The 12,864-nt window shown below is 59.2% G+C and carries 10 protein-coding genes; 9 read left to right on the plus strand and 1 reads right to left on the minus strand.

What is annotated here, in order from left to right; translation table 11 throughout:
* The first annotated feature begins 134 nt into the window (after positions 1–134).
* Positions 135–3,278, plus strand: coding sequence for an FAD-binding and (Fe-S)-binding domain-containing protein (locus tag ABUK12_RS03690; RefSeq protein WP_410015008.1), 3,144 nt, complete (start codon positions 135–137; stop codon positions 3,276–3,278).
* Positions 3,278–3,727 (plus strand): hotdog fold thioesterase, encoded by a 450-nt coding sequence (locus ABUK12_RS03695; RefSeq protein WP_410015009.1) that lies wholly within the window; start codon positions 3,278–3,280, stop codon positions 3,725–3,727. Before ABUK12_RS03690 ends, ABUK12_RS03695 begins: the two co-directional genes overlap by 1 nt.
* Here the strand turns inward: ABUK12_RS03695 and ABUK12_RS03700 are convergent.
* Complete coding sequence (locus ABUK12_RS03700; RefSeq protein ID WP_410015010.1) at positions 3,705–4,910, minus strand: MFS transporter; 1,206 nt, start codon at positions 4,908–4,910, stop codon at positions 3,705–3,707. The two genes, ABUK12_RS03695 and ABUK12_RS03700, sit on opposite strands and share 23 nt — an antisense overlap.
* A gap of 757 nt (positions 4,911–5,667) precedes the next feature.
* Here ABUK12_RS03700 and sufA point away from each other — a divergent pair.
* The 7 genes from sufA (at position 5,668) to ABUK12_RS03735 (ending at position 12,693) form a co-directional block, all read left to right on the plus strand.
* On the plus strand, positions 5,668–6,042 hold the full coding sequence (gene sufA, locus ABUK12_RS03705; RefSeq protein WP_410015011.1) for a Fe-S cluster assembly scaffold SufA: 375 nt from the start codon (positions 5,668–5,670) through the stop codon (positions 6,040–6,042).
* A 13-nt stretch (positions 6,043–6,055) separates the two neighbouring features.
* Complete coding sequence (sufB, locus tag ABUK12_RS03710) at positions 6,056–7,561, plus strand: Fe-S cluster assembly protein SufB (protein ID WP_410015012.1); 1,506 nt, start codon at positions 6,056–6,058, stop codon at positions 7,559–7,561.
* 79 nt (positions 7,562–7,640) lie between these two features.
* Positions 7,641–8,387, plus strand: coding sequence for a Fe-S cluster assembly ATPase SufC (gene sufC / locus ABUK12_RS03715; RefSeq protein WP_410015013.1), 747 nt, complete (start codon positions 7,641–7,643; stop codon positions 8,385–8,387).
* Positions 8,362–9,663, plus strand: a complete 1,302-nt coding sequence (gene sufD, locus ABUK12_RS03720) for a Fe-S cluster assembly protein SufD (RefSeq protein ID WP_410015014.1) — start codon at positions 8,362–8,364, stop codon at positions 9,661–9,663. The genes sufC and sufD overlap by 26 nt, the downstream gene beginning before the upstream one ends.
* Positions 9,647–10,873, plus strand: a complete 1,227-nt coding sequence (sufS, locus tag ABUK12_RS03725; RefSeq protein WP_410015015.1) for a cysteine desulfurase SufS — start codon at positions 9,647–9,649, stop codon at positions 10,871–10,873. The genes sufD and sufS overlap by 17 nt, the downstream gene beginning before the upstream one ends.
* 25 nt (positions 10,874–10,898) lie before the next feature.
* On the plus strand, positions 10,899–11,312 hold the full coding sequence (gene sufE, locus ABUK12_RS03730; RefSeq protein WP_410015016.1) for a cysteine desulfuration protein SufE: 414 nt from the start codon (positions 10,899–10,901) through the stop codon (positions 11,310–11,312).
* 310 nt (positions 11,313–11,622) lie between these two features.
* On the plus strand, positions 11,623–12,693 hold the full coding sequence (locus tag ABUK12_RS03735; protein ID WP_410015017.1) for a L,D-transpeptidase family protein: 1,071 nt from the start codon (positions 11,623–11,625) through the stop codon (positions 12,691–12,693).
* Positions 12,694–12,864: the final 171 nt, after the last annotated feature.

Here is a 12,864-nt window from a genome sequence, read left to right on the forward strand (position 1 = left end):
TATCATCGCCTGGGGCAAAAAATTTCTCCGTCCACGCGCGCGTCCAAAAAAAATATGATAAAACAATCGGGTCGGACCTTCATAAAAATCCTTATGCCGGCCCCCTTTACACTTGAAAAGCAGGCTCAGAGTTAATGATCCCACAGATCTCCCAGGCGCCGGGAATTGCCCAACCGGTTCTCGAGTTTATTGCCCAATTGCAACGCAGCGGCTTTACCGGCGACAGCGCCACGTCCTACGCCGATCGCCTGACCATGGCGACCGATAACAGTATTTACCAGTTGTTGCCCGACGCCGTGCTGTTTCCGCGTTCAACCGATGATGTGCTGTTAATCAGCCGGCTGGCGCGGGAGCCGCGTTTTGCCTCGTTGGCCTTTACCCCGCGCGGCGGCGGCACCGGCACCAATGGCCAGGCGCTTAATAGCGGCGTAGTGGTGGATATGTCGCGACATATGAACCATATCCTCGAAGTTAATCCCGAACAGGGATGGGTCAGGGTCGAGGCGGGTGTCATCAAGGATCAGCTCAATGAATATCTGCGCCCGCTGGGCTATTTTTTTGCCCCCGAGCTGTCCACCAGTAATCGCGCCACGCTTGGCGGCATGATCAATACCGACGCGTCGGGCCAGGGGTCGCTGGTGTACGGCAAAACGTCCGATCATGTCCTGGGCCTGCGCGCGGTGCTGATGGCGGGCGAAGTGCTGGATACCTGCGCCATGCCTACCGCGCAGGCGGAAAAGATAGCCGGGGAAGCGGGCGCGGCAGGGCGGATTTACCGCACGGTGCTGGATCGCTGCCGCGAGCGGCGCCAGCTGATCCTGGACTCATTTCCCAAGTTAAATCGCTTCCTGACGGGTTACGATTTGCGCCATGTCTACAGCGACGACCTGCAAACGTTTGACCTGACGCGCATCCTGACCGGGTCGGAGGGAACGCTCGCCTTCATCACCGAAGCGCGGCTGGATATTACGCCTTTGCCGAAGGTGCGCCGTTTGGTGAATGTAAAATATGATTCATTCAACTCCGCCTTGCGCAACGCGCCGTTTATGCTGCAGGCCCATGCGTTGTCGGTGGAAACGGTGGACTCGACGGTACTGAACCTGGCCCGCGAGGATATTGTCTGGCATTCAGTCCGCGAGCTGATCCGGGATGTGCCAGCGCGGGAGATGCTGGGACTGAATATCGTTGAGTTCGCCGGTGACGACGCGTCCCTTGTCGCCGCCAGGGTGGCGGCGTTATGCCAGGGCCTTGATCGGCTGATGGCTGAAGGCGGCGGCGGTGTCATCGGCTACCAGATCTGCGATCGGCTGGCCGACATCGAACGCATCTACGCCATGCGCAAAAAGGCGGTGGGCCTGCTGGGCAATAGCAAGGGCGCGGCCAAACCCATACCTTTCGCCGAGGATACCTGCGTTCCGCCCGAGCATCTGGCCGATTATATCGCCGAGTTCCGCCAACTGCTGGACGAACATCACCTCAGCTACGGCATGTTCGGCCATGTGGATGCCGGCGTGTTGCACGTTCGTCCGGCGCTGGATATGTGCGATCCCGCCCAGGAAATATTAATGAAACAGTTGTCGGATCGCATAGTACAACTGACGGCAAAATATGGCGGCCTGCTGTGGGGGGAGCATGGCAAGGGGTTTCGCGCCGAGTACAGCCCGGCGTTTTTCGGCGCGACGCTCTATCATGAGCTACGGTGTATAAAATCGGCTTTCGACCCCGGCAACCGCCTCAATCCCGGCAAGATATGCGCGCCGGTGGACAGCGACGCGCCGATGAAACACATCGACGCCGTCAAACGCGGCACCTACGACCGGCAGATCCCGGTGGCGGTGCGCGGGTCATTTCGCGGCGCGCTGGAATGCAACGGCAATGGCCTGTGTTTCAATTTCGACGCGCGCAGCCCGATGTGCCCGTCCATGAAAATCACCGGCGACCGTATCCACTCGCCAAAAGGCCGCGCCACGCTGGTCAGGGAATGGCTCAGGCTGCTGGCCGTGCAGGGGGTCGACCCGCTGCTGCTGGAAAAAAACCTGCCCAGCGGTATCGCCACGCTGCGCGATTTGGCCGGCAGGGTGCGCAACAGCCGGCGGGCGAAACAGGGCGAGTATGATTTTTCCCATGAGGTCAAGGCGGCGATGGCCGGTTGCCTGGCCTGCAAAGCCTGCTCGACGCAATGCCCGATTAAAATCGATGTGCCGGGTTTCCGTTCCCGTTTTCTCCAGCTGTATCACAGCCGTTATCTCCGTCCGGCGCGCGATCACCTGGTGGCCGGCGTCGAAAGCTACGCGCCGCTGATGGCACGCGCGCCCAGGCTGTTTAACTTTTTCCTGCAGCAGCCCTGGCTGCGCGAACTGAGCCGGACGCGCATCGGCATGGTGGATTTACCCCTGCTGTCGACGCCCTCGCTGCGCACACGTCTTATGGGGCATCGCGCCGCCGGCATCACCCTGGAACAGCTGGAGGCGATGACGGCCGCGCAGCGCCGGGGCCATGTCCTGATTGTACAGGATCCCTTTACCAGCTATTACGATGCCGCCGTGGTGGCGGATTTTGTCCGTCTGGTGGAAAAACTGGGCGGGATTCCGGTATTGCTGCCGTTCTCACCCAACGGCAAGGCCCAGCATATCAAGGGTTTTTTACAGCGCTTCGCCAAAACCGCCGCCAGAACCGCCGATTTCCTTAACCGCACCGCGCGCCTGGGGCTGCCCATGGTGGGCGTGGATCCCGCGCTGGTGCTGTGTTACCGGGATGAGTATCGCGAGATCCTCGGCGACCGGCGCGGAGACTTCCAGGTACAGCTGGTACATGAATGGCTGATGACGCTGCCGCCGCCGGTATCAGTGACAACGTCACAAGATACCACCGGGTTACCGGTACCCGCTGGCCGACCTGATGCCGGCGGCGCCTTAGCGCCCGCCGCCGGCGCGCAGCCGGTTGCTCAGCCCGCGCAGGGGTGGTATTTATTCGGCCATTGCACCGAATCCACCGAGCTGCCGGTCAGCGGTCAGCAGTGGTCCGCTATTTTTGCCCGTTACGGCGCCAGTCTTGAAACCGTCGGCGTCGGATGCTGCGGCATGGCCGGCACCTATGGCCATGAAAGCGCCAACCTGGATAATTCACTGGGCATCTACGCCCTGTCCTGGCAGCAGGCCTTGCAGCGCTTGCCGCGCGCCCGCTGCCTGGCGACCGGCTATTCGTGCCGCAGCCAGGTGAAACGTATCGAAGGGGAAGGCATCCGCCACCCCCTGCAAGCCTTGCTGGAGATTATCTGATGATTTGGAAACGTCCCGCGTCCCTGGACGCGCTTAACCAGAAAAGCGCGGGCACCCTGGCCGCGCATCTGGGCATCGTCTTCACCCGTATTGGCGCGGATGAACTGGAGGCGGTGATGCCGGTGGACGAGCGCACCCGCCAGCCGTACGGCCTGCTGCACGGCGGCGCCTCGGTGGCGTTAGCCGAAACCCTGGGATCGGTGGCCGGCTATCTGTGCACGCAGGGCGAGGACATCGTGGTGGGCCTGGATATCAACGCCAACCACCTGCGCCCGGTTACCGACGGCCAGGTGCGCGCCGTGTGCCGGGCCATTCATCTGGGGAAAACGCATCAGGTATGGGAGATCCTGATATCCGATGGCCGCGGCAGGCTTAACTGTATTTCCCGCCTGACCACGGTGGTGCTCAGGGCCGGGGAAGAGTTGCCTAACCCGGCTGCCCGGGGCTAACCCGCGCTTTCAGCCTGAGCATCAATACCGCGGCCAGGGCGGCCATCGCCGCCGCGCACAGATAGATGCTCGACATGCCCAGGTGCGACATCACCAGTCCCGCCGCCGGTCCGGCCAGGCTGAGCCCAAGGTCCAGAAAGGCCGAGAAGGTGCCGAGGGCGGTGCCCTGGTTTTGCGGCGCGACCTGTTTGACCGCTTCTACGCCCAGGGCCGGGAAGACCAGCGAAAAGCCGGCGCCGGTCAGCAGGGCGCCCAGGGACGCCAGCACCGGGCCGGGGGCCGCCCATATCAACAAGAGTCCCAGCGCCTCGGCGGTAAACGACGCCAGCGCGACGTTCAGCCCGCCGTACTTATGGATGGCGTTGCCGAGCACCAGGCGCACGCCGACAAAAGCGCCGCTCATCAGGGTCAGCGCGAAGGCGGCGCCGTCCCATGCATATTCGGCGTAATAAAGCGTGATAAAACTGACGATGACCCCAAACCCCAGGGTACCCAATCCCAGTCCCACGCCATAAAGCCAGATCTTGCCGACCACGATGCCAAAGGCGATGCGTTTACCGGGAACAATCGCCACCGGGGTTTTACGCAGCGCCAGCACCCAGGCGAGCAGGGCGGCGACCAGGATAAACGCGCCGATGACGCCCAGGCCGCCGATGGCGTTTAGCCACACGCCCAGCGGCGCGCCAATGGCGATGGCGCCATAGGTGGCGACGCCGTTCCAGGATATCACCCGGGCGGTATGGCGCTGCCCGACGCTGGCAATACCCCATAAGATGGCGCCGGTACTGGCGAAACTTTCGCCCACGCCCAATATCAGGCGCCCGGCGAACAGCAGGCCGAGGCTGGCCCACGGCAGGCTCTCGGACCCACTGGCCAGCAGGCAAAACACCCCGCTCAGGCTGCAACATCCCAGTCCGAGCAGCACCCCTTTTTTTGGCCCCAGCAGGTCGGCGTAACGCCCGGCGTAAGGGCGGCTGAGCAGGGTCGCCGCATATTGGATGCTGATGGCAAAACCCGCGATCACCTGATTGTAGCCCAGGGTGTTATGGGTAAATCCGGGAATGATCGCCAGCGGTATGCCGATGGTCAGGTAGCAGATAAAGGTGAAAAAGATAATGGGAAATATCCGCCGGTTCAGCTGCGGCGAGGACAGGACCGGGGGAGAAACGGCTGGGGAGGGCATAAAGGACTATTCCGGAAAAAAACGTGAGTCTTAGCATACCGCCCGCCATGCCGGGAGGCGCGCGAAATGATGTAAAAAAATATCGCGGGTTAACCCGCCTGCGTCGGATCGACAGCGCCGGCGATATCTGGTTCTAACTGTGATATAATTGTATAATAAATGTGAATGGAACGATGCTGCCGCGTGTGACGTACCGCACGTATTGCTTGTGCCGCTACCCTTGCGCAGGGGTATGGTAAACCCGATTATCGTTGCGCGGGGCCGGCCTTTTTAGGCGTCAAAATTGCATTATTATGAATACCTATGCGCAATTAATGCTAATTAAAATCGAGATGGTTATCATTATCAATTGGGGCGGCGCTGTTTTCAGCAAATAGAGGCGCGTCCACCGGCGCTGGGCTATTAAAAAATGGGTAACAATTGCGCTAACCTGACGCGGTAATGATATTTTTGTTTAAACCTCTCGTAAAAATAGTTTTTTTCGATGATTATTTTTATATTCGCGCGCCGAAAAGTTCTGGTATTTTTAATAGGGGTATTCGAGATAAAATGCCTTTTATTTCAGTGGATTATAAAAACAGCCTGCCGAGAGTGCGGCGGGCCGGGCAGTAATATAGCGACTATAATTAACTTAATGCCTGTTTTAACCGCCGTTTTTAGCTATTCCCATGCAAAGTGCAAGGTTGCAGTGAATATTCATATCACTAACATAGAGAGATTGCTGTTTATCGTCTTGAAACATTGAGAGGTAAGTTTTATGCAAATGGACACGGTTGAAACGTTTTCACTGGAAGAAAACATCTGGCAAGGCCTGACCCTCAGCGCCAGCGCCGCCAGGCAAATCCGTCATCTGATGGAACAAAATTCCGCCATGCAAGGGTTACGGCTTGGCGTGAAACAATCCGGCTGCGCCGGTTTCGGTTATGTGATGGACGTGGCGACCGCTGCGGCCGAAGAAAGCGAACTGGTTTATGAGCGTGACGGCGCGCGGCTTTTTGTCCCGCTGAAAGCCATGCCTTTTATCGACGGCACGGAAGTGGACTTCGTGCAGGAAGGCTTGAATCACGTATTTAAATTCAACAATCCCAAAGCTCAACATGCCTGCGGGTGTGGCGAAAGTTTTGGCCTTTGAGCGATGAACCATTATGGCACGAAGCACTATTGAAACTCCCGAGGCGATTGACGCCGCGCAGCCCTGGATAAAAAGCGAACGTTATAAAGAAGGCTTTTTTACCCAACTGGTCACCGACGAGCTGGCACATGGCATCAGTGAAGACGTGGTGCGGGCAATCTCGGCTAAACGTAATGAACCGGAATGGATGCTGGAGTTTCGCCTTAATGCCTACCGCGCCTGGCTGGAAATGGAAGAGCCGCACTGGTTGAAAGCGCATTATAAAAAACTGGATTATAACGATTACAGTTATTATTCCGCCCCTTCCTGCGGCAGCTGCGACGACAACTGCGGTTCCCAGCCCGGCGCCATGCAGCAGCCAGGCCAGGACGCGGCCAAGAATTACCTGACCGATGAAGTGGAAAAAGCGTTCAACCAACTGGGCGTACCGGTGCGTGAAGGCGCCGAGGTAGCGGTCGACGCCATTTTCGACTCGGTGTCGGTATCGACCACCTATCGCGACAAGCTGGCGAAGGAAGGCATTATCTTCTGTTCGTTTGGCGAAGCCATCCATGAACATCCGGATCTGGTGCGGCAGTACCTGGGCAGCGTGGTGCCGCCCAACGATAACTTTTTCGCGGCCCTGAATTCCGCCGTGGCTTCCGACGGCACCTTTGTCTACATCCCCAAAGGCGTGCGTTGCCCGATGGAGCTGTCCACCTACTTTCGCATTAACGCCGCGAAAACCGGGCAGTTCGAGCGCACCATCCTGATTGCCGACGAAGACAGTTACGTCAGTTATATCGAAGGCTGCTCGGCGCCGGTGCGCGACAGCTATCAACTGCACGCCGCGGTGGTGGAAGTTATCGCCCACAAAAACGCCGAGGTGAAATATTCCACGGTGCAGAACTGGTTCGCCGGCAGCGAATCCGAAGGCGGCATCCTGAACTTCGTTACCAAGCGGGCGCTGTGCGCCGGCGAAAACTCCAAGATGTCATGGACGCAGTCGGAAACCGGTTCGGCCATTACCTGGAAGTACCCCAGCGTTATTCTGCGCGGCGACAATTCGGTGGGCGAGTTCTTCTCGGTGGCCCTGACCAATGGACGCCAGCAGGCCGATACCGGCACCAAGATGATCCATATCGGCAAGAACACCCGTTCGACCATTATTTCCAAGGGTATCTCGGCGGGGAAAAGCGAGAACACTTACCGCGGGCTGGTGAAAATCATGCCCAGCGCCACCAATGCGCGTAATTTCACGCAATGCGACTCGATGCTGATCGGCGCGGACTGCGGTGCGCACACCTTCCCTTATGTGGAAGTGCGCAACAATACCGCCCAGTTGGAACATGAGGCGACGACCTCGCGCATCGGTGAAGATCAGCTGTTTTATTGCCGCCAGCGCGGGATCAGCGAGGATGACGCCATCTCGATGATCGTAAACGGGTTCTGTAAGGATGTGTTCTCGGAACTGCCGCTGGAATTCGCCGTCGAGGCGCAAAAACTTTTGGCTATCAGCCTGGAACACAGCGTGGGCTAATCCCGCTTTTTAGTTGCCGACTGCGCACCAGCATGTGCTGCCCGTACGGGCGCACCGAAAGTCGGGTAAAGGAAAAAATATGTTAACAGTTCGCAATTTAAACGTCAGTGTGGAAGATAACGTCATCCTCAAGGGAGTGAACCTGGAAGTCAGGCCCGGCGAGGTGCATGCGATCATGGGACCTAACGGGTCCGGCAAAAGTACCTTGTCGGCCACGCTTGCCGGGCGGGATGACTATCAGGTCACCGACGGCGAAGTGCTGTTCAAAGGCAAGGATCTGCTGGCGCTGGAGCCGGAAGAGCGGGCGGGCGAAGGTATTTTCATGGCCTTCCAGTATCCGGTGGAGATTCCCGGCGTCAGCAATCAGTTCTTTTTGCAGACCGCAGTGAACGCGGTGCGTAAATACCGGCAGCAAGAACCCCTGGACCGCTTTGATTTTGCCGATTTTATCGAAGAAAAAATCGCCTTGTTGAAAATGCCCCCCGATCTGCTGACCCGATCGGTAAACGTCGGCTTTTCCGGCGGTGAAAAAAAACGTAACGATATTCTGCAAATGGCGGCGCTGGAGCCGGACCTGTGCATCCTGGACGAGACCGATTCCGGGCTGGATATCGATGCGCTGAAAGTGGTGGCGCACGGCGTCAATACGCTGCGCAATGAACAGCGCTCTTTTATTATCGTCACCCATTACCAACGTATTCTGGATTATATAAAACCGGATCACGTGCACGTGCTTTACCAGGGCCGCATCGTAAAATCCGGCGATTTTTCCCTGGTGAAACAGCTTGAGGAGCAAGGCTATGGCTGGCTTACCGAACAACAATAATGCCCAGGCGTTGCAACAATGGCACCATCTGTTCGAAGGGCAGAGCCTGAGCCGCTCCGCCCAGGCTTATGAACACTGGCAAAGCGTCGAGCGCCTCGGCCTGCCGACGCGTAAACACGAACACTGGAAATACACGCCGCTGGACGGCCTGTTAGCGCACCGATTCGCCTTTGCGGCGGGCAAACGCCTTAGCCTGGATGAGCGCGACCGGCTGAGTCTGGATCTGGATGCCGTGCGCCTGGTGTTCGTCAACGGCCGTTTTGCGCCGCATCTGAGCGATAGCGACACCGGCTTCTGGCAGGTGACGGTCGAGCAGGGCGCCGAACGCCTGCCGTTGCCGGCGCCCATCCAGCCGGAAATCTTCCTGCACCTGACCGAGAGCCTGAGTTGCGAAACCACGCGCATTCGCCTTCCGGCGGGTAAAACGGCCGAAAAACCGCTGTATCTGCTGCACCTGAGCAGTGGCGGGGCGAACCCGGAAGAATTGAATACGCTCCACTATCGCCACCATATCGATGTGGGCGGCGGCGCGCAGGGACAGATTATCGAGCATTTCGCAAGCGTCGACGAAACCCTGGCCCATTTCACCGGGTCGCGGTTGACGCTGGCGGTAGGCGATAATGCCCGGTTGGCGCATATCAAGCTGGCGTTTGAAAACCGTGTGAGCTACCACTTCGCCCATAACGATATCCATATCGGCCGCGACGCGGTGGTGCGCAGCAGCAGCTTCCTGCTGGGGGCGGGGTTGGCCCGCCACCAGACCAGCGCCCGCCTCGACGGCGAAGGCGCCGATCTGGCTATCAACAGCCTGCTGTTGCCGTCGGGCAACGACGTGGCGGATACCCGTACCTATCTTGAACATAATAAAGGCTATTGCCTGAGCCGCCAGCTCCATAAGATCATCGCGCGCGAGCGTGGCAAAGGGGTCTTTAACGGCCTGATCAAAGTGGCCAAACACGCCATCAAGACCGACGGCCAGATGACCAATAACAATCTGCTGATGGATCGCCTCGCCGAGGTGGATACTAAACCGCAGCTGGAAATTTATGCCGACGACGTGAAATGCAGCCACGGCGCCACCGTGGGGCGCATCGACGAAGAGCAGATGTTCTACCTGCGATCCCGGGGCATTAAACGGGAGGATGCTGAAAAAATGATTATCCATGCCTTCGCCGCCGCCATTACCGAGGCGATTGATAACCAGACGGTGCGGGAAACGGTCTTGACGCGTATTGCCGATTCATTGCAGGGGGGAATAAATGTCGTATCCCATTGAACGTGTACGGTCGGATTTCCCGATTTTGGCGCGGCAGGTTAACGGACAACCGCTAACCTATCTCGACAGCGCCGCCAGCGCCCAGAAACCCAGTGTCGTCATCGATGCCGAAAGTGACTATTACCGCCAGGGATACGCCGCAGTGCATCGCGGCATCCACACCCTGAGCGCCGAAGCCACCGGCCGGATGGAAGATGTCCGCGCCCAGGCCGCGCGTTTTATTAATGCGGCCTCGACGGATGAAATCATTTTTGTCAAAGGCACCACCGAAGGCATCAACCTGGTGGCCAACAGCTACGGACGCCATTTTTTCAAGCCCGGCGACAACCTCGTCATCACCGAGATGGAGCATCATTCCAATATCGTTCCCTGGCAGATTATCGCCGGGGAAAAACAGGTGGAAATCCGGGTATTGCCGCTGCTGCCCGACGGCACGCTGGACGAATCGCGCCTGGATGCGCTGGTGGACGACCGTACCCGGCTGCTGGCGATAACCCAGGTTTCCAACGTGTTGGGCACGGTGAACCCGCTTGAGCGCCTGATCGCCCGGGCGCGGGCCGCCGCCGCCGATCTGGTGGTGCTGGTGGACGGCGCCCAGGGCATTATGCACCAGAAAGTGGATGTGCAGGCGCTGGGCTGCGATTTCTACGTCTTTTCCGGCCATAAGATCTACGGTCCCACCGGCATCGGCATACTGTATGGCAAAAAACGGCTGCTGGACCTGATGCCGCCGTGGGAAGGGGGCGGTTCGATGATTCGCACCGTCAGCCTGAGCGAAGGCACCACCTTTCTGGAAGCGCCGTGGCGCTTTGAGGCGGGCTCCCCCAATACCGGCGGGATGATGGGGCTGGGCGCGGCGCTGAGCTATGTGGAGAGCCTGGGCATCGAGAATATCCACGTCTACGAGCGGGAACTGATGCGTTACGCGCTTGAGGCGCTGACGCAGGTGCCGGATCTGATCCTGTACGGTCCCGCCGACCGGGCCGGGGTGATCGCCTTTAATCTGGGCAAGCATCATGCCTACGACGTGGGCAGTTTCCTCGATCAGTATGGGATCGCCATCCGTACCGGGCACCATTGCGCAATGCCGCTGATGGCGTATTATCAGGTGCCTAGCATGTGCCGCGCCTCGCTGGCGCTCTATACCACCCGGGAAGATATCGACAGGCTGGTGGCCGGTTTGATCCGCGTGCGTCAATTGCTGGGTTAATACTGATAGCCAGGGAGAACCGTTGATGGCAAATTTGCCGGACAAAGAGAAACTGCTGCGTAACTTTTCCCGCTGCGGCAACTGGGAAGAGAAGTACATGTATATCATCGAGCTGGGCGCTCAGTTGCCGCCGCTCCCCGAGGGCGCGCGCAGCGCCGCAAACCTTATCGCCGGCTGCCAGAGCCAGGTATGGATTGTTATCGCCACCGACGACCGGGGCAATGTCCGGCTGCTGGGCGACAGCGACGCGGCCATTGTCAAAGGCCTGATCGCCACGGTGTTTATTCTTTACCAGGGATTGACGCCGCAGCAGGTCGTGGCGCTGGACGTGCGGCCATTTTTTAACGAACTGGCGCTCGGCCAGCATTTGACGCCGTCCCGCTCGCAGGGCCTGGAAGCCATGGTGCGCAGCATCAGGGCCAAGGCTGCTAACCTGTAATACCCATTGCCGCCGTCTTCTTGTGAGCCAGAATCGCGCGCCTGAGGGGGCGCCTTCTGCGCTATCACGCCCATCCCCGCCCGCAACACCGCATTGCCTGCCGCCCAGATAACACCCGGGCGAAAGGTGTGCTTGCCGCTGCGCTTAACCCGCCATCATTTTGTTCCTTTGCTAAACTCACATTATCAGCGTTATCTGATAGCGAGCGCGAGGTTTGGCTGTTAAACGTGGAGCCGGACCCCGGACTGTCGCCGCCGCGACAACGGAACAGGGTCTTCGGCTTACGATAAAAACAATGCGGGAAATCAATATGAACTATGCGCGGACCCTTAAATGCTTCGCTTTCGTTACCAGCCTCGCCGGGGGACTTCTGCTGGGGAGCTCCTCCGCCGGCGCCACCGAATATGCCCTGCCGGCGGAAAACAGCCGTTTAATCGGGGAAAATATTACCGCCACCGTCGCCAATGACGGCGGTTCGCTGGAAGCCATCGCCGCGGCGCATAAAATCGGCCTGCTTGCCATGCTGGAGGCCAATCCGGGCACGGACCCTTATCTGCCCCAGGCCGGGTCGGTCCTGACCATACCGACGCAAATGCTGCTGCCGGACACCCCGCGCAAAGGCATTGTCATCAACCTGGCCGAGCTGCGGCTTTATTATTATCCAAAAGACGAAAACAAGGTGATCGTTTATCCGATTGGCATCGGCCAGTTGGGACGCACCACGCCGGTGATGACCACCACCATTACCCAGAAAATCGCCAATCCTACCTGGACGCCGACGCCCAATATCCGCAAGCATTACCTGGAAGAGCAGGGCATCACCCTGCCGGCCGTCGTGCCGGCGGGGCCGGACAATCCCATGGGGCTGTTCGCCCTGCGCCTGGCGGCCGGCAAAGGGGTCTATCTCATCCATGGCACCAATGCCAATTTTGGTATCGGCATGCGCGTCAGCTCGGGGTGCATGCGGCTGCGGCCCGATGATATCCAGGCCTTATTCGACACAGTGCCGGTGGGAACCCGGGTACAGGTGGTCAACGATGCGATCAAGGTGGCCCAGGAACCGGATGGCAAACGGTATATTGAGGTCCATCAGCCGCTGTCGCGCAACGATCGCGACGATCCGCAGACGATGCGCATCGCCTACAGCGCCAAGGTGAAGAAATTCCTCGCCGATGGCGCTACCGACCGCGCCGTGGCCGACGAGGCCATCGCGCGCCGTTCCGGCATGCCGGTGCTGATTTCCAGCGGTGAGGCGCAAACCAGCCTGCCATCCGACGCGCCGGCGGTGCAAAGCGCTAAAGCACCGGTTAAGGCCGCGCCTGTCGCCAGCATCACTCAAAATGGCCCTGGTGCGGGCGACAGCGCGCTGTCGACACAATAAGGCCTCCGAGTCCACCGGCGGCATTAACGGCCCGTCGCCGGCGGCACAGAGATGATTTCAGCGGGTATGGGCGGGGGACCGACGCCGTACACCTGGAGTGCGGTGAAAACCGGCCTGTGCGCCGCGCCAAGTTAATCCCCAGGATGACGCAGAACCGGAAAGGTAGCGCCG

This window comes from Sodalis sp. C49 (genome assembly GCF_046352915.1).
GTDB lineage: Bacteria > Pseudomonadota > Gammaproteobacteria > Enterobacterales > Enterobacteriaceae > Acerihabitans.